Here is an 18328-nt window from a genome sequence, read left to right as displayed (position 1 = left end):
AGGCACCGTGCTGCAGCCGCTCGACGGCCTGTCGGCCGTCGTCACCGGGGCGGGCCGCGGGCTCGGCCGGGCCGAGGCGCTCGAACTCGCCCGGCTCGGGGCGGGCGTCGTCGTCAACGACTTCGGACAGCCGGGCCGCGACGGCACCGGCGCGGCGTCCGCCGGACCCGCGGAGGACGTCGCCGCCGAGATCCGCGAGGCGGGCGGCAAGGCCGTCGCCCACTCCGGCGACGTGGCCGACCACGCCCAGGCCCGCGCCCTGGTGGACCTGGCCGTCGAGACCTACGGCAAGCTCGACGTCCTGGTCAACAACGCGGGCATCCTGCGGGACCGGATGATCTTCTCGATGTCCGAGGACGAGTGGGACTCGGTCGTCCGCGTGCACCTCAAGGGCCACTTCAACACGGTCCGGTTCGCGTCCGCGCACTGGCGCGAGCGCTCCAAGGCGGCGGGCGGCCCCGTCTACGGCCGGATCGTGAACACCTCGTCGGAGGCGTTCCTCGCCGGATCCGCCGGACAGCCCAACTACGCCGCCGCCAAGGGCGGGATCGTCGGCCTGACCACGTCCACGGCGCTCGCCCTCGCCAAGTACGGCGTGACGGCGAACGTCATCTGCCCCCGGGCGCGGACGCGGATGACGTCCGACGTGTTCGCGGGCTTCGCCGAGCCCGCCGAGGGCGAGCTCGACCCGCTGGCGCCCGAGCACGTGGCCCCGCTGGTCGGCTATCTCGCCTCGCCCGCGGCCGGGCGCGTCAACGGGCAACTCCTCGTCGTGCACGGGGGCGTCGTGGCCGTGATGGAGCGCCCCAGGGTGGCCGCGGTGTTCCGGGCCACCGCCGGGGCCTTCAGCTGCGGGGAGCTGGACGAGTCCCTGACCCCGTACTTCGCGGGCCGCCCGGACGGCGAGACCTTCGCGGCGACGGAGGTCCTGTCCCTGAAGCGCGCTTGATCCCCCACCCCGCCCCTTCCCGAACCGGGGGCTCCGCCGGAGATCCAGCCCCTCCGGCGTTTGAGGAGCGGGGGTCTGGGGGCGGAGCCCCCAGGAAGTGGCTAGGCCTCGGGGCCCTGGCGGCGGTGGCGGCCGCTCGGCGCGGCCTCCTCGTCATGCGCGGCCCCGGGCCCCCGGTGGCGCCCGTGCCCCGTCTCCTCGTCGCCCTCGGCGTACCGCGGATCGACCATGGTGTCCGTAGTGGTGTCGGTCGTCATGAAACTCACCCCGTAGTAAAGATCGTTCGTACCGGCGGGCGAGTCTAACCGCCCGCCGCGCGCCCCCCGAGGGGTGCCTGCTGCAGGGGCACGGGCCGGGTGGCCCGGGGGGCGCCGCCCCGCCCCCCGGGCCCGTCGGAGCCGCGCGGGCACGCGCCCGCGGCGGCGGTCCTCGGCGGCGCCCCGGCGGCCTCCGCGGGGCGCCCGGCCGGGGCGCCGGGCACCTCGACCCGGGCAACGCCGCACGGCGCCGCCCCGCCGGCGTAGGGCAGGCGCAGCACGCCCTCGGGCGTCCAGTGGCCCACGCCGGGCAACCAGCCGTCGGGCGTGGTGAGTCGGTGGACCCTGCGGTCGGCGGGGCGCCAGGCGCAGAGCGCGGGGCGGGACGCGGGGTCGGCGGCGTCGAGGCGCAGCGCGACCGCGCAGGCCTCCGGGGTGAGGACCTGGCCGGGCTGGATCGCGAACGGCGTCGCCCCGCTCCCGGGAAGGCGCAGGCACTCGGGGAAGCGCACCGGGTGCGTGCTGCCCAACACGCCCCAGCCCAGGCGCGGTTCGCCCGGCGCGTCGGAGCGCAGGAGCAGCAGTCCGCTGGCGGCGTCGGCGAGCAGCAGCCGGTCGTCGCTGTCGGCCGCGATCTGGAGCAGCGGCGTCACCTCGCCGCCGCGCTCCAGGTCGACGGCCACCGTCTTGGTCAGCCCGTCGAGCTCCCGGTCGAGCGCCAGCATGCGGTTGGTGCCGTCGAGCCAGACGCCGCCGGTGCAGCGGCCGGGGACCTCGGCGAGGTGCTCGGGCCCGAACGACCCGCCCGCGACCAGCCACACCGCGGTGGAGCGCTCGCCCGCCGCGAGGGCGTACGCGTACGTGCCGTCCGGGGCGGGCGGCAGCAGCGTCAGCTCCGCGCCCGCGCACTCCACGCCGCCGAGCGCCACCTCGCCGGTGCCGGGCCCGGTGGGGTACAGGAGCGCGAAGACGTGGCGGCCCGCGGCCCGCCGGTGCACCAGGACGCGGCCGTCGGCCATCGGGTGCACCGCCGTGCCGGGCTCCTCGGGCTGGTGCCCCGGCAGCGGCACGGCGTACGGCTCGGGGGAGTCGAGCGTCCAGCGCTCGGGGTACCAGGAGCCGCCGGTGTGCGTGAGCCGGGCGGCGTAGGCGCCGTCGGCGGTGAGGACGGCGGCCGGGGCGGGTCCCCGCCGTGGGGCGGCGGGCTCCGAGGGGCCGGGGGGTCCGGGCACGAGGAGCGTCCCGCCGCCCGGCACCGGGACGCGCCGCGGCGGGGGTCCGGCGGGCGGCGGGGGCGGCGACGCGGCCGGGGGAGTGGGCGGCGAGGGCTCGGCCACAGGCGCTGTCATGGGGGTCACCTCCGCTCGCGACGCTAGTTTTCGCACGTTCTGGCGTGGCATCCGAGGCCGGTCGCTTCACGCGTACGTGTGGTGATGTCCCGAATCGCCTGAGAAGCCGGGGGCGAGTGTGCTGGGCGGGGAGCAGCTATGGTTAGGCAACCCTAAGTTACGCACGGCTCCGTCCCCTCGGGCCCCGTGCGCCCCGCACGTCCCCCTGGAGCACCGCATGTCCGTACGACGCCGCCGACCCGCCCGCGCCACCGCCGCCGCGGCCCTCGCCGTGGCCGGGGCGCTCGCCCTCGCGGCCTGCGGCTCCGGCGACGGCTCGGGCAAGAGCGACAACGGCGGCGGCAGCAAGGCCGTGGCCCAGGGCGGCGAGGACTTCGCCAAGGCCGCCGAGCGGACCGCGCGGATGGGCACCACGGCGAAGCCCGGCCAGTTCCCGCGCACGCTCACGCACGCCCTGGGCAGGACGGAGCTGAAGCAGCGGCCGCAGCGGGTCGTGGTCCTCGACGTCGGCGAGCTCGACAACGTCGTGTCCCTCGGCGTCAAGCCCGTCGGCTACGCGCCCACCGAGGGCGACGACGGCGTCCCCGGCTATCTGAAGAAGCGGGCGGGCAGCCCCCGGGACATCGGCACGATCAACTCCCTCAACCTGGAGGCGATCGCGAAGCTCAAGCCCGATCTGATCCTCGGCAGCGAGCTGCGCGCCGCCAAGCTCTACCCGCAGCTCTCCAGGATCGCCCCCACCGTGTTCTCCGTGCGCCCCGGTTTCACCTGGAAGGAGAACTACCTCCTGAACGCGGCCGCGCTCGACAGGTCCGCCGAGGCCAGGGCCCAGCTCGGCGCGTACGAGAAGAAGGCGAAGGCGCTCGGCGACGAGCTCGGCCCGAAGAAGCCGACCGTCACCATGCTGCGGTACCTGCCGGACCGCGTCCGCCTGTACGCGAAGGCGTCGTTCATCGGCACCATCCTCGAAGACGTCGGCCTGCCCCGGCCCGAGAACCAGCGGGCCGACGATCTCGCCACGGAGATCAGCCCGGAGAAGATCGACGAGGCGGACGCCGACTGGATCTTCACCGGCGTCTACGGCGACCCGAAGAAGACCGGCCGCTCCGCCGCCGAGCGCAACCCGCTGTGGAAGAAGCTCGACGCCGTGCGGGAGGGCCGGGCGAAGAACGTCCCGGACGAGACCTGGTACCTGGGCCTCGGCGTGACCGCGGCGGACGCGGTCCTGGACGACCTCAAGGGGTACCTGGCCAAGTAGGGGGCGCCCGGGCACCCGGCGCTCGGGCGGTCGGGCGCCTGGGTCCCGGGCCTCTGGGCCCCCGGGTGGCCGGGCCCTCGGGCTCCGGGGCGCCTGTGGCGAAGATCACTGGGGCCGCGGCGCGGGGGCCGTCGGCGGCGATCGGCCAGGTCGGCGAGAGCGGCGCCGGTTCAGGCGCGCAGGACCTACAGGTAGCCTTTTGTGCGTGCCCCGTCTGTCTGAAGTCATCGCCGCGCTCGACGCCCTGTGGCCCGCGGAGCGGGCCGAGCAGTGGGACGCGGTCGGCACGGTCTGCGGTGACCCGGACCAGGAGGTCTCCCGGGTCCTGTTCGCCGTCGACCCCGTCCAGGACATCGCCGACGAGGCGGTCCGGCTCGGCGCCGACCTGCTCGTCACCCACCACCCGCTCTATCTGCGCGGTACGACGACGGTGGCCGCCTCGACGTTCAAGGGCCGGGTCGTCCACGACCTGATCAAGAACGACATCGCGCTGCACGTCGCCCACACCAACGCCGACACCGCGGACCCCGGCGTCTCCGACGCCCTCGCGGGCGCCCTCGGCCTGCGCGTCCTGCGCCCCCTGGTGCCGGACCCGGCCGACGAGCACGGGCGGCGCGGGCTCGGCCGGATCTGCGAGCCGGAACACCCACTGACCCTCGCCGAGTTCGCCGAACAGGCGGCGAAGCGGCTGCCCGCCACCGCGCAGGGCGTCCGCGTCGCGGGCGACCCGGAGCAGCTCATCCGTACCGTCGCGGTCAGCGGCGGCTCCGGCGACAGCCTCTTCGGCGCCGTGCGCGCCGCGGGCGTCGACGCCTTCCTCACCGCCGACCTGCGCCACCACCCGGTGTCGGAGGCCCGCGCCGAGGCACCGCTCGCGCTGCTCGACGCCGCGCACTGGGCCACCGAGTGGCCCTGGTGCGAGCTGGCGGCCGCCCAGCTCGACCAGATCTCCGACCGGCACGGATGGGGCCTTCGCGTCCACGTCTCGAAGACGGTCACCGACCCCTGGACCGCCCACGCGGCGTCGTCCCCCGCAGGGAGCGCCCCCGGCGCCCCTTCTGATTCCTTTGGAGCCCCCAACTGAACGCCGCGCCCGCCGACCAGATCCGTCTCCTCGACGTCCAGGACCTGGACGTCCGTCTCGCCCAGCTCGCGCACAAGCGCAAGTCGCTGCCCGAGCACGCCGAGATCGAGTCGCTGACGAAGGACTTCACGCAGCTGCGCGACCTGCTCGTGGCCGCGCAGACCGAGGAGAGCGACTGCGCCCGCGAGCAGACCAAGGCCGAGCAGGACGTGGACCAGGTGCGCCAGCGCGCCGTCCGCGACCAGCAGCGCCTGGACTCCGGCGCGGTCACCTCGCCCAAGGACCTGGAGAACCTCCAGAAGGAGATCGCCTCCCTCGCCAAGCGCCAGGGCGACCTGGAGGACGTCGTCCTGGAGGTCATGGAGCGCCGCGAGTCCGCGCAGGAGCGCGTCGCCGAGCTGACCGAGCGGGTCTCCTCCGTGCAGGCCAAGCTCGACGACGCGACGGGCCGCAGGGACGTCGCACAGGCCGATCTCGACCGCGAGGCCGCCACGGTCACCAAGGACCGCGAGGTCGTGGCCGGTGCCGTCCCCGCCGATCTGCTCGCGCTGTACGACCGGCTGCGCGTGAAGCAGGGCGGCATCGGTGCGGCCAAGCTCCACCAGCGGCGCTGTGAGGGCTGCCGCCTCGAGCTGGACATCACCGAGGTGAACGAGATCAAGGCGGCCGCGCCCGACAAGGTCGTGCGCTGCGAGAACTGCAGCCGCATCCTGGTGCGCACCTCCGAGTCCGGCCTGTAAGGGGCGGGCGTGGCACAGGAGTTCATCGTCGAGGCCGACGGCGGCTCCCGGGGCAACCCGGGGCCCGCGGGCTACGGCGCGGTCGTCATCGACGCCGTCACCGGCGAGACGCTGGCCGAGACCGCCGAGTACGTCGGCGTCGCCACGAACAACGTGGCCGAGTACAAGGGCCTGGTCGCAGGCCTGAGGGCGGCCCGCGACCTGGACCCCGAGGCGACGGTCCGCGTCCGCATGGACTCCAAGCTGGTCGTCGAGCAGATGTCGGGCCGCTGGAAGATCAAGCACCCCGACATGAAGCCCCTGGCCGCCGAGGCGGCCGCGGTCCTTCCGCGTGCGCAGGTCACCTACCAGTGGATCCCGCGCGAGAAGAACAAGCACGCGGACCGCTTGGCGAACGAGGCGATGGACGCGGGCAAGCGCGGCGAGCAGTGGTCGCCCTCGGCGTCGACCGCGGACCTGCGCGCCGCGTCCCGCGCCGCCGCGGAGCCCGCGGGCCCGCCCGGCGACGCGGCCGCGGGCGCGGCGAAGGCCCGGGCGGCGCTCGCCGGGGCGACGGGCAAGGCCACCGGCGGGACGAGCACCGGCGGGACGGGCACGGACGCGGGTGCCGTAGCCGCCGACGTACGCGCGGCGCACTCCGTGGCGGCGGGCACCTCCGCCACCTCCAGCGCCTCCGCGACCTCCAGCGCCTCCGCCACCTCTGGCACCTCCGGCACCGGCACGGACACCGCGACCCCGCCCGTCGGCTGGGCCGCGGCCGCCGACCTCGGCGCCCCCGCGACCTTCGTGCTGCTGCGGCACGGCGAGACCCCGCTGACGCCCGAGAAGCGCTTCTCCGGCAGCGGCGGGAGCGACCCCTCGCTGTCCGAGGTGGGCCGGGAGCAGGCCGTCCGGGTCGCCGCCGCGCTCGCCGCGCGCGGCACCGTGCAGGCCGTCGTCTCCTCGCCGCTGCTGCGCTGCCAGGAGACCGCCCGCACGGTCGCCGCCCGGCTCGGCCTCGACGTCGAGCTGGAGCCGGGCCTGCGCGAGACGGACTTCGGCGCCTGGGAGGGCCTCACCTTCGCCGAGGCGCGCGAGCGCTACCCCGACGAGCTGACGGCATGGCTCGCCTCGCCGAACGTCGCGCCGCCGGGCGGCGAGTCCTTCGCCGAGGTCACGAGCCGGGTCTCGGCGGCCCGCGACAAGCTCCAGGCCGCCTACGCGGGCCGCACCGTGCTGCTCGTCACGCACGTCACGCCCGTCAAGACGCTCGTACGGCTCGCGCTCGGCGCGCCGCCCGAGTCGCTGTTCCGCATGGAGCTGTCGGCGGCCTCGCTGTCGGCCGTGGCGTACTACGCGGACGGCAACGCCAGCGTGCGCCTCCTGAACGACACCGCGCACCTGCGCTGACCGCGCGGCCGCGCCGACCGGGCCCCGCCCGGTCGGCGCCTAGCGCAGGGCCGCCGCCGTGCGCGCCAGGGACTCGACCCGCGTCCAGTCCCCGGCCGCGACGGCGTCGGCGGGCAGCATCCAACTGCCGCCCACGCAGCCGACGTTCGCGAGCTTCAGGTACGACGGCGCGGACGCCGCGGAGACGCCGCCCGTCGGGCAGAAGCGGGCCTGCGGGAGCGGGCCCGCGAGCGACTTGAGATAGGCGGTGCCCCCGGCCGCCTCGGCGGGGAAGAACTTCATCTCGCGCACGCCGCGTTCGAGCAGCGCCACGACCTCCGACGTCGTCGAGACGCCCGGCAGGAACGGGACGCCCGCCCCCCGCATCGCCTCCAGGAGCGTGTCCGTCCACCCCGGGCTGACCAGGAACCGGGCGCCCGCGTCCACCGCGGCCTTCACCTGGTCCGCCGAGAGGACCGTGCCCGCGCCCACCACCGCGTCCGGGACCTCGGCGGCGATCGCCCGGATCGCGTCCAGGGCCACCGGCGTCCGCAGCGTGACCTCGATGGCGGGCAGGCCCCCCGCGACGAGCGCCCGCGCGAGCGGCACGGCGGCGTCGACGGTGTCCACCACCACTACGGGGATGACGGGGGCGAGGTCCAGCACGGAGGCCTGGGCGGCGGGGGTGTCCATGGGGGCATCGTGCCTCGCCGCCACCACCCTCCGCAAAGCCCGTTGCGCTCCCTGCAACGGGCTGGCGGGGGCCTCAGTGGATGTCCCGCACCACCACGTCGAGGGACCACGCGGCGGTCGGCTTCGCGGGCGGCTGCGCCTCCACCGCGTAGCCGAGGTCCCGGAGCGCCTCCACCAGCTCGGCGGGGGACGCGGGCGCGGCCCCCGCGGTCAGGAGCGAGCGCGCCACGCGGCCCTTCGTGGCCTTGTTGAAGTGCGAGACGACGGAGCGGCGCTCCACGCCGTCCACCACGCGCGCGTGCAGCACCCGTACCGTCGCGGTCCGCCCGGCGACCTCGCCCTTCGGCTTCCACGCCGCCGCGTACGCCGCAGACCGCAGATCCAGGACGAGACCGTCCCCCGCGGCCTCGGGGAGCACGGCCGCCATCGGGGTGCGCCAGTGCGCGGCGAGCGCGCCGAGGCCCGGCAGCTTCACGCCCATCGAGCAGCGGTAGGAGGGGATGCGGTCGGCGACGGACACCGCGCCCCACAGGCCGGAGAAGACGAGCAGGGAGCGTGCGGCCCGCCGCTTCGCCGCGGCGTCGAGCGTGGCCAGGTCGAGCGCGTCGTACAGGACGCCGGTGTAGATCTCACCGGCGGGCCTGGCCCCCGCGGTGCGCAGCTCGGCGTTCTTGGCGACCTCGCCGCGCAGCCCCTCGCTGAGGCCGAGGACCTCGCGGGCCTTCTCCTCGTCGGCGGCGCACAGCTCCACGAGCTCGTCGAGGACGGTGGCGCGGGCTCCGGCCAGGCCCGCGAGGGACAGCGACTCGGGCTTGAGCGGCGCCCCGCGCCCGGAGGCGGCCTTACCCTCGGACGGCGGCAGCAGGACGAGCAAGGGTCTTCTCCTTCGGAGGCTATGGACTGGGCGCCGCCCCAGCGTACGGTGTGGCGCCCCTGCAAGGGGCGCGGGACTGTGCCGATATGCGGCTCCGCCGCGTGGGCGCGATCAGCCACAGGCGGCCCGCAGGCGAAGGAGTCCAGATGCCACCCCAAAGGGCCGGGCCTACGCTCGGGGTATGCCCCGGCGTCATCTCCGAGTCACCGGCGCAGCCGAGGCCCCGCTGCGGGCGGCGCTGCGGGACCTGCGCGCAAGGCTGGACGTACCCGAAGAGTTCCCGGCGGGGGCCCTGGCGGAGGCGGAGCGCGCCGCCGCGGCCCCGAGGCTGCCCGACGAGGACGCGACGGACGTCCCCTTCTTCACGGTCGACCCGCCGGCCTCGGTCGACCTGGACCAGGCCATGCACCTGTCGCGGCGGCCGGGCGGCGGCTACCGGGTGCGGTACGCCATCGCCGACGTGGCCGCGTACGTCACCCCGAAGGGCCCCCTCGACACCGAGGCCCACCGGCGCGTCACCACCCTCTACTTCCCCGACGAGAAGGTGCCGCTGCACCCGACCGCCCTCAGCGAGGGCGCGGCCAGCCTGCTGCCGGGCCAGACCTGCCCGGCGCTGGTGTGGACGGTCGACCTGGACGCGGACGGCCGCACCGAGTCCGCCGACGTGCGCCGCGCCCTGGTCCGCAGCCGCGCCAAGCTCGACTACGACGGCGTCCAGGCGAGCATCGACGCGGGCACCGCCGAGGAGCCGCTCGCGCTGCTCGCGGACGTCGGCAGGCTCCGCGAGCGCCTTGAGGTCGAGCGCGGCGGCATCTCCCTCAACGTCCCCGAGCAGGAGGTCGTCGAGGGCCCGGGCGACACCTACGCGCTCGCCTACCGCGCGCCCCTGCCCGCCGACGGCTGGAACGCCCAGATCTCCCTGCTCACGGGCATGGCCGCCGCGCAACTCATGATCGACTCCGGTACGGGCGTCCTGCGGACGCTGCCGACGGCCCCGGACGGCGCGGTCGGCCGGCTGCGCAGGACCGCGAAGGCCCTGGACATCGACTGGCCGCACCACGTCCCGTACGCCGCGCTCGTCCGCTCCCTCGACCCGCGCCTGCCCCGCCACGCAGCGTTCCTCCAGGAGTGCACGACGCTGCTGCGCGGCGCCGGGTACACGGCGTTCGGCGGCGGCGAGGTCCCCGAGCTGACGACGCACGCCGCGGTGGCCGCGCCGTACGCGCACTGCACGGCGCCGCTGCGCCGCCTCGTCGACCGGTACGCGGCCGAGCTGTGCCTGGCCGCCTGCGCGGACGCCGCGCCCCCGGAGTGGGTGCTCGCGGCCCTGCCCGGCCTGCCCAAGGAGATGGCGGAGGGCACGCGGCGCGGCAACGCCGTGGAGCGCGCGAGCGTCGACCTCGTCGAGGCGGCGCTGCTCAAGGACCGCGTGGGCGAGCTCTTCGACGCGGTGGTCGTGGACGTGAAGGAGGCGGAACCCGCCGTCGGCACCGTCCAGTTGACCGACCCCGCCGTCGTCGCCCGCGTCGAGTCGGCCGCGGCCCGGCTGCCCCTGGGCGAACGTCTGCGCGTCCGCCTCGCGCGGGCGGACCCCGCCGAGGCGAAGGTCCTGTTCACTCCCGCGTGACGAGGTCGCACGCCTCCGGCGGGACCGGCGCCGGGCGGTCGGCCGCCGGCTCGTGCCGCTCCCGGGCGCCGCGGAGCGCGTCGACGAGGCCCTTCGGGTCGTCGGCGTGCAGTCGCACCACCCGGGCGTACGCCGTCCGCCCCAACGGGCGGACGAACGCGACGGGTTCGGCGAGCTCCACGGTGACCGTCGTCTGGTTGCCGACGGAGACGTCGACCGTGCCGTCGGCGCCGCAGCGGAGCGCGCGCCCCTCGGGGTAGCGCCGGTCCACGCGGGCGCCGCGGATGAGCGGGGCCGGGATCCGCAGATCGAGGAGCTGTCCGTAGCGCACCCTGAGCGAGCCGTCCGCGCCCGACACATGGGGCCGGGTCACGCACGCGGCGTGCAGGGCGACGATCTGCAGCACGGTGTACGCGTCGACGAACAGCAGCGCGGCGTGCGCGAGCGGCCACGGCACGACGACGGCCAGCGCGACCGTCTCGACCACCGCGAGGAAGGCGAAGGCGAAGAGCGTCGCGGTCTGCGGGCCGGTGTACGCCGCCGCCCGGTCGCCGGGGCCGACTCCGTGGCGCCGCCGCGCCGCCCACAGGCCGAGGCCGCGCAGCCCCCGCAGCTCGTGCGCGAGCAGCCGCCGCGCCACCCGGACCGGCCCGGTCACGGCGACCACCGCGTCGTCCCGGTGAGCAGCTTCAGCATGTGCCGTACGGCCGCCGCCTGGGCGGGCGCGAAGTCGTCGAGGAACGCGTCCCCGAAGGCGGTGCCGAGGCGGGCCCGCTCCCGCGGCGCGCGCCCGCCGCCCGGGCCGCCGGGCGCCTCGCGGTCCTCGTCCCCGCCCACGAGGACCGCGAGGATGCCGTCGGGCACGAGCCCGGCGAGGTCCTCGCCGAGCGGCACGACCCGGGGGTCGTCGGCGGGCGCGTCGGTCAGCTCGTCCAGGCGCGCGTACACCTGCCGCATGCGGGCGCTGAGCCCGGCGTCGTCGGCGACCTCGCGCAGCGTCGCGTAGAGGCGCTCGCGCAGGCCGGGCTCGGCGATGGCGTCGAACAGGGCGAGGTGTTCGAGGTCCTTCGCCGCGCTCGCCGAGTCGGCGGGCCACAGCCGCGCGAACAGGTCGGCGAGCCCCGGCGATACGGGCCCGTCGCCGGGCAGCAGCCCCTCCCTGGACAGCTGGAGCAGCTCGGCGAGCCGGGTGCGCCGCTCCCGTACGGCCGCCTCCTGCCGGGCCAGGTCCTCGTCGAGCTCGGCGAGGACCTCGGTCAGCTCGCGCCCGGCGTCGTCGGCGAGCACGTCCCGCACCTCGTCGAGGCCGAGGCCGAGTTCGGTGAGGCGTCTGATCCGCGCGAGCACGATGGCCTCGCGCAGGCCGTACGAGCGGTAGCCGTTGGGCAGGCGCACCGGCTCGGGAAGCAGCCCGAGGTGGTGGTAGTGCCTGATGGCGCGCGTGGTCAGGCCGACGGCCGCCGCGATCTCTCCGATCCGCATGCCCTCAGTAGAAACGTTGACGCCGCGTCAAGGTCAAGCCTCCGCCTCGCCGCTGCCTTGCCTCCCCCTTGACGGGCTAACAGCGTTAGCCATACGGTGTGGCTAACGCTGTTAGCCGGACTTGGAGGAGACCCATGGCCACCGTCGCCACCCCCGCACCCAAGGCCCAGGGCCACACGGCCGCGCGCGTCGCGGCGCGCGTCGGCTGGTTCGCCGCCGCCGTCCTCTGGACGGTCTTCGCCGTCCTTGAGGGCGTGAACCACGGCTGGCCCGCGGGCACCGCCGCGCTCCTCTTCGCCCTCGCCCCGGACCTGGCCCTCTTCGTCGGCCTGGGCGAGGCGCCCCGCACGGCCCGCGGCCAGCTCCCGCCCCGCGCCGTCCCGTACTACAACGCGGCCCACCGCGCCCCGGTCCCCCTGGCGCTCCTCGCCGTCTACACCGCCGTGCCCCTCACCTGGCCCCCCGTGGTCGCGGCCCTGTGCGCCTGGCTCGCCCACATCTCGTACGATCGCGCCTTCGGCTATGGACTGCGTACGAAGGAAGGGTTCCAGCGTGGCTGACCGAGGAAGGGCTCCGGCGTGGCCGACCAGCGACTGACCGCCCGCGCCCGCGAGATCGTCGCGGCGGCCCGCGCCCTCGTGGAGGAGGCGGGCCCCGAGGCCCTGACCATGCGCTCCCTCGCCGACCGGCTCGGCATCAAGGCGCCGTCGCTGTACAAGCACTTCCCCGACAAGGCCGCGGTCGAGGTCGAGCTGATCGCCCAGCAGCTCGCCGGGTCCGCCGCGGCCTGCGAGGCCGCCGTGGACCGCGCGCCCGGCTCCCTCGCCGCCCTCGCCGAGGCCTACCGGACCCACGCCCTGGCCCACCCCCACCTCTACCGCCTGGCCACCGAGCGCCCCCTGCCCCGCCACGCCCTGCCGCCCGGCCTGGAGGAGCGAGCGGCGGCCCCGCTGCTCCGCGTCTGCGGGGGCGACGTGGAACGGGCCCGCGCCGTATGGGCGTTCGCCCATGGCATGGTCATCCTGGAGATCCACGGCCGCTTCCCCGAGGGGGTCGGCCTCGGGGAAGCGTGGAAGAGGGGCGTGACGGCGTTCGAGAGGAGCGCCCCTTAGGGGGAGCGCCCCGTTAGGGGCGCGGGGCTTTGTCGACATGCGGCTTCCTCGTACGGGCGGGCCCCGTAGGGGCGCGGGGAACTGCGCGACCAGCCACGACGGATCGGCAGTGAGGCGACGACCGGCAAGGCGCGTCCAGCACGGAGGCACGGGGGGCGACGGGGATGACTGGCAGGGGAGGGGCACGTGGCGGCACCGAACGCGGGGGCGGCGAACGCGGTGGCGGTGGCGAACGAGCGATCTGGACCCGAGCCCCCTTGGGGGGCGGCGCCACGCTGGACCTGCTGACCGCCCGCTTCGACCGGCACCGCTACGCCCCGCATGCCCACGAGGAGTTCACCGTCGGCGTCTGCGTGGCGGGCAGCGAGATCATCGACTACCGGGGCGGCCGCCTGGACATCGGCCCCGGCGCCGTGGTCGTCCTCGCCCCGGGCGAGCCCCACACCGGCCGCCCGGCCCTGGGCGACGGCTACGCGTACCGCGCGATGTACCCCGCCCCGCACCTGCTTGCCGACGCGGCCAGGGACCTGCCGCACTTCAGGGAGGCGGTCGTGGACGACAGCCAGCTGGCGGCGGCCCTGTACGCGGCGCACACCGAGCTGAGCGCGGGCGGGGCCGCCGACCCCCTGACCGCGTTCGCCGCCGAGTCCCGGCTCACCTGGCTGCTCAGCACGCTGGTCCGCCGCCACGGCGGCGCCCGCCCCGCCCCCGGCACGGTCCCGGGCGCGGCCGCCCTGGCCCTCGCCGTCCGCGACCGCCTGGCCGACGACCTCGGCACCCCGCCCACGCTCGCCGAGCTGGCGGCCGAAACCGGCCTGTCCCGCTACCAACTGCTGCGCGCCTTCCGTACGACGATGGGGATGCCGCCGTACGCCTGGCTGGCGCAGCACCGCGTCGCCCGGGCCCGCGCGCTCCTGGAGGCGGGGCGCAGACCGGCCGAGGTCGCGGCCTTGGTGGGCTTCGCCGATCAGGCCCATCTGACGCGCTGGTTCAGGAGGGTGCTCGGGGTGACGCCGGCGGCGTACCGGAAGAGCGTGCGCGGGGTCGCCGCGCCTTGAGCCCGGCGCGCGCCGGGGCCCGTGGCATGGGGCCCGGGGCCCTGAGCCCGGCGTGCCGCGGGCCTGCAACAACGTTCAAGACACCCCCCGCCCGCCGCCCGCACACTGCGGGCATGACGGCACGAGGCTGGTTTCTCTTCTCGCTCATGGGTGTCCTGTGGGGCATCCCGTACCTGATGATCAAAGTGGCGGTCGACAGTGATCTGACACCGTCCATGGTGGTGTTCACGCGCTGTGCGCTCGGCGCCGCGCTGCTGCTGCCCTTCGCGATACGCCAGGGCGGACTCCCCGGCGTACTGAAGACCCACTGGCGCCCGATGCTGGCCTTCGCCGCCGTGGAGATCCTCGGCCCCTGGTGGACCCTGACCGACGCCGAGCGGCATCTGTCCAGCTCCACGGCGGGCCTGCTCATCGCCGCGGTGCCGATCATCGGCGCCGCCCTCGCCCGCTTCTTCGGCGCCGCCGAACGCCTCGGCGCCCGCCGTCTGACCGGGCTCGGCCTGGGCTTCGCGGGGGTCGCCGTCCTCACCGTCCCGCACCTGACGGGCGGCGACGCCTGGTCGCTCACCGAGGTCCTGATCACGGCACTCGGCTACGCCACGGCCCCGCTGATCGTGGCCCGTCACCTCCGGCGGGTGCCCACGCTCCAGCTGATCGCCCCGTGCCTGGCGCTCGCGGCCCTGGCGGGCCTCGGCGTCATCTGCACCGCCCTGGCCTTCGTGGTCTTCCTGGAACTCATCCACGAGGCGGGCCCGACCCGGGCCGTCGTCTTCACGTACATCAACCCGGCGGTGGCGGCGATCGCGGGCGTCGTCTTCCTCTCCGAGCACCTCACCCCCGCCTTCTGGGCCGCCTTCACCCTGATCCTGGCGGGCTCGTTCCTGGCCACGGCGGCCTCGGCGCCGCGGGGCCGGTCACGGCGGGTACCATGGTCGACACGGCAGACGAGCCGGGCGGACGGCCGCGTAGAGGTCCTGGCGGACCTCTCCGAGGAACGTCCGGGCTCCACAGGGCAAGGTGGTGGCTAACGGCCACCCGGGGTGACCCGCGGGACAGTGCCACAGAAAACAGACCGCCGGGGACCTCGGTCCTCGGTAAGGGTGAAACGGTGGTGTAAGAGACCACCAGCGCCTGAGGTGACTCAGGCGGCTAGGTAAACCCCACCTGGAGCAAGGTCAAAAGGAAACACTCCGGTGTTTCTGCGCGGACGACCGAGGGCTGCCCGCCCGAGTCCGCGGGTAGACCGCACGAGGCCTTCGGCAACGGAGGCCCTAGATGGATGGCCGTCTCCCCGGCCGCCGCGAGGCGCCCGGGCGACAGAACCCGGCGTACAGCCCGACTCGTCTGCCGCTCACCAGGGGCACGCCCGAGGGGATTCCGCGCGGTCACGTGTGACGGCTCATCCTCTTGGACGTGGCGGCGTAGAGGGGTGAGCTGTCGGGGGTGCGTCGACTGTCCGTTCCGCGTCCGTGCGTCTGTGGCCGCCCGCCTCGGCGGCTCCTGTGAGGACGAGTAACTGCTGAACGGCACAGGGCACTTGAGTACATTGCTGGCGTGCCGTTGTCGTTCAGGGCGACCCGTCGCCTTCGCTCATCCCGGGGAGCCTCGTGCGCGAGCTCGTGTATCTGTCCGATCGCAAGCTGCGGCAGTTCATGCCCGAGCGGCGGTGGCTGACGGGGCGGCATGGGTGGCAGGTCAGTACGCCCGTAGGCGGGGTGGGGGTCGAGGCGGGGACGCCGGATGCCGAGCGGGAACGGGAGAAGCGGCTGCGGCGGATCGTGGAGCACGTGTCCGTCAGCGCGCGCTGGTTCACGGAGCCGGAGGTCCGAGCCGGGGCCTGGGTGGAGTTCGAGGCGCCGCTGAACTACCGGGCCCTCAATGGTGCCGCTCCGGGCATGGTCCTCTTCCTCGACCCGGCAGCGGGCGTGGAGGGATATGAGAGCGGGGGCGCCGTTCGGCTCGTGCTGCACGGGTCGGTCGAGCACCTGGGAGGTGGCTCGAAGCCCGGTGTGGCCGAACCGCCCGCCCTGGTGGAGGACAGGTGGGACGGTGGTGGTGACAGCTGCGGCCCCTCCTGGGTGGAGTTCGTGGCGACCCGGGCCGCGACGCTTCTCGACACCCTCGCGGCACAGCCCGGAGCCGTCGACGAACCCGGTTCCACTTCCACGCCGCACGCTCCGCCGACCCTCGCCGAAGGTACCCGCCAGGTTCTGGCCGCCCTGGACCGGCAGCTCCCCGTCGAGACCGCAGCCTGGATGCGCGGCCACGCCCGCGTCACGGCGGCCCTGGCCGCGCCGGGCGGCGGGGGCGTGCGGTACGTCGTGGCTACGCCCCTGTATGTGGAGTACGTCACTCCGTAACTCCGCGAGTCACGCCACCGCCCCGAAATGGGTGTCACTACGGATGGATTTCGGCCACCCCCGTGTCCAAACTGGTCCGGTTCCGCGGGAAACGTCGTGCGCGTCCGGTCCGGGAGGATGGGGGTGCTGTTGTGGAGAGAGGGAGTGCGGTGTCGTTGTTCTGGCGGATCTTTTCGATGAACGCCGTCGTGCTCGTGGTCGCCGCGCTGCTGCTGCTCAGTCCCATGGTCACCGTGTCCAGCCCGGTGCTGCTCGGCGAGGCGCTCGTCGTGCTCGGCGGGGTCGTGGCGATGCTCGTGGCCAACGCCGTGCTGCTGCGGGTGGGGCTCGCCCCGCTGAAGCGGCTGAGCCGGGCCATGGCCGCCGCCGATCTGCTGCGGCCGGGCGCCAGGACCGCCGTCGCCGGGCACGGCGAGGTCGCCCAGCTCATCAGCACGTACAACGCCATGCTCGACCGGCTCGAGAGCGAGCGCGCCACCAGCAGCGCCCGGGCGCTGTCCGCCCAGGAGGCCGAGCGCCGCCGGGTCGCGCGGGAGCTCCACGACGAGGTGGGGCAGACCCTCACCGCCGTGTTGTTGCAGGTGAAGCGGGTCGCCGACCGGGCGCCGGAGCCGCTGCGCGAGGAGCTGAGCGGGGTGCAGGAGACCACCCGGGGCAGCCTCGACGAGATCCGCCGCATCGCGCGGCGGCTGCGGCCGGGCGTCCTTGAGGACCTCGGCCTGGTGAGCGGCCTGCGAGCCCTCGCCGGGGAGTTCAGCGAGTCCGGTCTCGCCGTCCACGACCGCTTCGACTCAGGCCTGCCCCGCCTGGACGGGGAGGCCGAACTCGTGGTGTACCGCGTCGCGCAGGAAGCCCTCACCAACACCGCCCGGCACGCGGGCACCGGCCGGGCCGAGCTGGCCCTGCGGTGCGTACGGGACGGGGTGGAACTGATCGTCCGCGACGAGGGCCACGGCCTGCGCGACGCCGCGGAAGGCTCCGGCATCCGGGGCATGCGGGAGCGCGCCCTGCTCCTCGGGGGACGGCTGACGGTGGGGGCGGACCCGTCAGGGGCCGGTACGGGCACGGTCGTACGCCTCTGGATCCCGGCGGGCCGCACCACCACGCGCCCCTCCGGGCCCGACGCCACCGCCACGTCCGCCGCGCCTGCCGGGGCGGGGTTGTCCGCCGCGCACGCCGCCGGGCTCGACGGCCCCGACGCGTCGACGGGTACGGCGTCCGCCGCCGTGACCGGCGTCGGCGCGAGCCCCACCGCACCCGCCGTGCCCCCCACCCCGTACGCCCCCGCCACCCCCCACCCAGAGGGCCCCGCATGACCGGCGCGACCGTGATCGCTCCCGCTCCCGCTCCCGCGCGGATTCTGCTGGCTGATGACCATGCCCTCGTCCGCCGCGGGGTGCGGCTGATTCTTGATGGGGAGGGGGACCTCTCCGTGGTGGCCGAGGCGGGGGACGGGGCCGAGGCGCTCGCGTTGGCCAGGGAGGTGCGGCCGGACCTCGTGGTGCTCGACGTGGCGATGCCGCGTCTCACGGGGCTGCAGGCGGCCCGGGAGCTGTCCCGGCTGGCGGACGGGCCCCGCATTCTGATCCTGACCATGTACGACAACGAGCAGTACTTCTTCGAGGCCCTCAGGGCCGGAGCGTGCGGGTACGTGCTCAAGTCCGTCGCCGATCGCGACCTCGTCGCCGCGTGCCGGTCCGCGATGCGCAACGAGCCCTTCATCTACCCGGGCGCGGAGAGCACCCTCATCCGCAAGTACCTCGACCTGCTCCGGCAGGGCCGGGCGCTGCCTCGCAAGGCCATCACCGACCGCGAGGAACAGATCCTGAAGCTCGTCGCCGAGGGGCACACCTCCAAGGAGATCGGCGATCTGCTGACCATCAGCGCCAAGACCGTGGAGCGCCACCGCGCGAACCTCCTCCACAAGCTCGGCCTGCGCGACCGGCTCGCCCTGACCCGGTACGCCATCAGGGCAGGCCTGATCGAGCCCTAGCCCGTCCTCCTGAAGGACCCCGCCGACGGCCCCGTACGACCGCCGCTCGGCGATGCCGTGCTGCCCGCGCACACGCCCCGCGCACACGCCCCACGTACACGCCCCACGTACACGCCCCACGTAC

The 18328-nt window shown here is 75.2% G+C and carries 18 protein-coding genes and 1 other RNA gene; 13 read left to right on the top strand and 6 right to left on the bottom strand.

Going from position 1 to position 18328, the window contains the following annotated elements; genetic code table 11:
- Positions 1-7: 7 nt before the first annotated feature.
- Positions 8-949, top strand: a complete 942-nt coding sequence (locus tag C9F11_RS12995) for a 3-oxoacyl-ACP reductase (protein ID WP_138959441.1) — start codon at positions 8-10, stop codon at positions 947-949.
- Between the two features lie 101 nt (positions 950-1050).
- Here the strand turns inward: C9F11_RS12995 and C9F11_RS47350 are convergent, their stop codons facing one another.
- Both C9F11_RS47350 and C9F11_RS12990 read right to left on the bottom strand, forming a co-directional pair.
- Entirely contained in the window at positions 1051-1206 is a 156-nt protein-coding gene (locus tag C9F11_RS47350) for a hypothetical protein (RefSeq protein WP_171075720.1), read from the bottom strand.
- A gap of 44 nt (positions 1207-1250) precedes the next feature.
- On the bottom strand, positions 1251-2555 hold the full coding sequence (locus C9F11_RS12990) for a hypothetical protein (RefSeq protein WP_249401708.1): 1305 nt from the start codon (positions 2553-2555) through the stop codon (positions 1251-1253).
- A 217-nt stretch (positions 2556-2772) separates the two neighbouring features.
- Between C9F11_RS12990 and C9F11_RS12985 the strand changes: the two genes are divergently transcribed.
- The 4 genes from C9F11_RS12985 to C9F11_RS12970 all read left to right on the top strand — a co-directional run bounded on the left by C9F11_RS12985 (position 2773) and on the right by C9F11_RS12970 (position 7026).
- Positions 2773-3813: an iron-siderophore ABC transporter substrate-binding protein gene (locus C9F11_RS12985; protein ID WP_138959440.1), complete on the top strand. Its 1041-nt coding sequence runs from the start codon at positions 2773-2775 to the stop codon at positions 3811-3813.
- A 205-nt stretch (positions 3814-4018) separates the two neighbouring features.
- Positions 4019-4897, top strand: coding sequence for a Nif3-like dinuclear metal center hexameric protein (locus C9F11_RS12980; RefSeq protein WP_138959439.1), 879 nt, complete (start codon positions 4019-4021; stop codon positions 4895-4897).
- Positions 4894-5637: a C4-type zinc ribbon domain-containing protein gene (locus tag C9F11_RS12975; protein ID WP_212767905.1), complete on the top strand. Its 744-nt coding sequence runs from the start codon at positions 4894-4896 to the stop codon at positions 5635-5637. Before C9F11_RS12980 ends, C9F11_RS12975 begins: the two co-directional genes overlap by 4 nt.
- A gap of 9 nt (positions 5638-5646) precedes the next feature.
- Positions 5647-7026: a bifunctional RNase H/acid phosphatase gene (locus C9F11_RS12970; RefSeq protein ID WP_138959437.1), complete on the top strand. Its 1380-nt coding sequence runs from the start codon at positions 5647-5649 to the stop codon at positions 7024-7026.
- A gap of 39 nt (positions 7027-7065) precedes the next feature.
- Here the strand turns inward: C9F11_RS12970 and eda are convergent, their stop codons facing one another.
- A complete protein-coding gene (eda, locus tag C9F11_RS12965) occupies positions 7066-7698 on the bottom strand; it encodes a bifunctional 4-hydroxy-2-oxoglutarate aldolase/2-dehydro-3-deoxy-phosphogluconate aldolase (RefSeq protein ID WP_138959436.1) in 633 nt (210 codons plus the stop codon).
- A 73-nt stretch (positions 7699-7771) separates the two neighbouring features.
- Positions 7772-8572 (bottom strand): peroxide stress protein YaaA, encoded by an 801-nt coding sequence (yaaA, locus tag C9F11_RS12960; RefSeq protein WP_138959435.1) that lies wholly within the window; start codon positions 8570-8572, stop codon positions 7772-7774.
- 181 nt (positions 8573-8753) lie between these two features.
- On the opposite strand from yaaA, the gene C9F11_RS12955 reads away from it, so the two are divergent.
- Positions 8754-10199, top strand: a complete 1446-nt coding sequence (locus tag C9F11_RS12955) for an RNB domain-containing ribonuclease (RefSeq protein WP_138959434.1) — start codon at positions 8754-8756, stop codon at positions 10197-10199.
- Here the strand turns inward: C9F11_RS12955 and C9F11_RS12950 are convergent.
- Together C9F11_RS12950 and C9F11_RS12945 are read right to left on the bottom strand one after the other, a co-directional pair.
- The gene (locus C9F11_RS12950; RefSeq protein ID WP_249401707.1) at positions 10186-10857 is read right to left on the bottom strand and encodes a hypothetical protein; all 672 of its coding nucleotides are present in this window, start codon (positions 10855-10857) and stop codon (positions 10186-10188) included. The two genes, C9F11_RS12955 and C9F11_RS12950, sit on opposite strands and share 14 nt — an antisense overlap.
- Positions 10854-11681, bottom strand: coding sequence for a MerR family transcriptional regulator (locus C9F11_RS12945; protein WP_138959433.1), 828 nt, complete (start codon positions 11679-11681; stop codon positions 10854-10856). Before C9F11_RS12945 ends, C9F11_RS12950 begins: the two co-directional genes overlap by 4 nt.
- A gap of 134 nt (positions 11682-11815) precedes the next feature.
- Between C9F11_RS12945 and C9F11_RS12940 the strand changes: the two genes are divergently transcribed.
- The 7 genes from C9F11_RS12940 to C9F11_RS12905 all read left to right on the top strand — a co-directional run bounded on the left by C9F11_RS12940 (position 11816) and on the right by C9F11_RS12905 (position 18204).
- A complete protein-coding gene (locus C9F11_RS12940; RefSeq protein WP_138959432.1) occupies positions 11816-12241 on the top strand; it encodes a DUF4260 family protein in 426 nt (141 codons plus the stop codon).
- Between the two features lie 33 nt (positions 12242-12274).
- Positions 12275-12793: a TetR/AcrR family transcriptional regulator gene (locus C9F11_RS12935; RefSeq protein ID WP_138966413.1), complete on the top strand. Its 519-nt coding sequence runs from the start codon at positions 12275-12277 to the stop codon at positions 12791-12793.
- Positions 12794-13050: 257 nt separating this feature from the next.
- Positions 13051-13851, top strand: coding sequence for an AraC family transcriptional regulator (locus C9F11_RS12930; RefSeq protein WP_249401706.1), 801 nt, complete (start codon positions 13051-13053; stop codon positions 13849-13851).
- A 945-nt stretch (positions 13852-14796) separates the two neighbouring features.
- Positions 14797-15198: RNase P RNA component class A (rnpB, locus tag C9F11_RS12920), an RNA gene on the top strand.
- 260 nt (positions 15199-15458) lie between these two features.
- A complete protein-coding gene (locus C9F11_RS12915; RefSeq protein ID WP_138959430.1) occupies positions 15459-16211 on the top strand; it encodes an SAVMC3_10250 family protein in 753 nt (250 codons plus the stop codon).
- 149 nt (positions 16212-16360) lie between these two features.
- A complete protein-coding gene (locus tag C9F11_RS12910) occupies positions 16361-17527 on the top strand; it encodes a histidine kinase (RefSeq protein WP_138959429.1) in 1167 nt (388 codons plus the stop codon).
- A complete protein-coding gene (locus C9F11_RS12905) occupies positions 17524-18204 on the top strand; it encodes a response regulator transcription factor (protein WP_138959428.1) in 681 nt (226 codons plus the stop codon). Before C9F11_RS12910 ends, C9F11_RS12905 begins: the two co-directional genes overlap by 4 nt.
- The last annotated feature ends 124 nt before the right edge of the window (positions 18205-18328 follow it).

Origin of the sequence: Streptomyces sp. YIM 121038 (genome assembly GCF_006088715.1) — a bacterium.
Lineage (GTDB): Bacteria > Actinomycetota > Actinomycetes > Streptomycetales > Streptomycetaceae > Streptomyces.
The sequence above is the reverse complement of the archived record's forward strand: the minus strand, read 5'-3'. Positions and strand labels throughout refer to the sequence as shown.

Excerpts from the sequence above, each read along its gene's own strand:
- C9F11_RS12940 (WP_138959432.1), top strand. The coding sequence starts at position 11,816 with ATGGCCACCGTCGCCACCCCCGCACCCAAGGCCCAGGGCCACACGGCC.
- C9F11_RS12990 (WP_249401708.1), bottom strand. The coding sequence starts at position 2,555 with ATGACAGCGCCTGTGGCCGAGCCCTCGCCGCCCACTCCCCCGGCCGCG.
- eda (WP_138959436.1), bottom strand. The coding sequence starts at position 7,698 with ATGGACACCCCCGCCGCCCAGGCCTCCGTGCTGGACCTCGCCCCCGTC.
- C9F11_RS12945 (WP_138959433.1), bottom strand. The coding sequence starts at position 11,681 with ATGCGGATCGGAGAGATCGCGGCGGCCGTCGGCCTGACCACGCGCGCC.
- C9F11_RS12985 (WP_138959440.1), top strand. The coding sequence starts at position 2,773 with ATGTCCGTACGACGCCGCCGACCCGCCCGCGCCACCGCCGCCGCGGCC.
- C9F11_RS47350 (WP_171075720.1), bottom strand. The coding sequence starts at position 1,206 with ATGACGACCGACACCACTACGGACACCATGGTCGATCCGCGGTACGCC.
- C9F11_RS12905 (WP_138959428.1), top strand. The coding sequence starts at position 17,524 with ATGACCGGCGCGACCGTGATCGCTCCCGCTCCCGCTCCCGCGCGGATT.
- C9F11_RS12955 (WP_138959434.1), top strand. The coding sequence starts at position 8,754 with ATGCCCCGGCGTCATCTCCGAGTCACCGGCGCAGCCGAGGCCCCGCTG.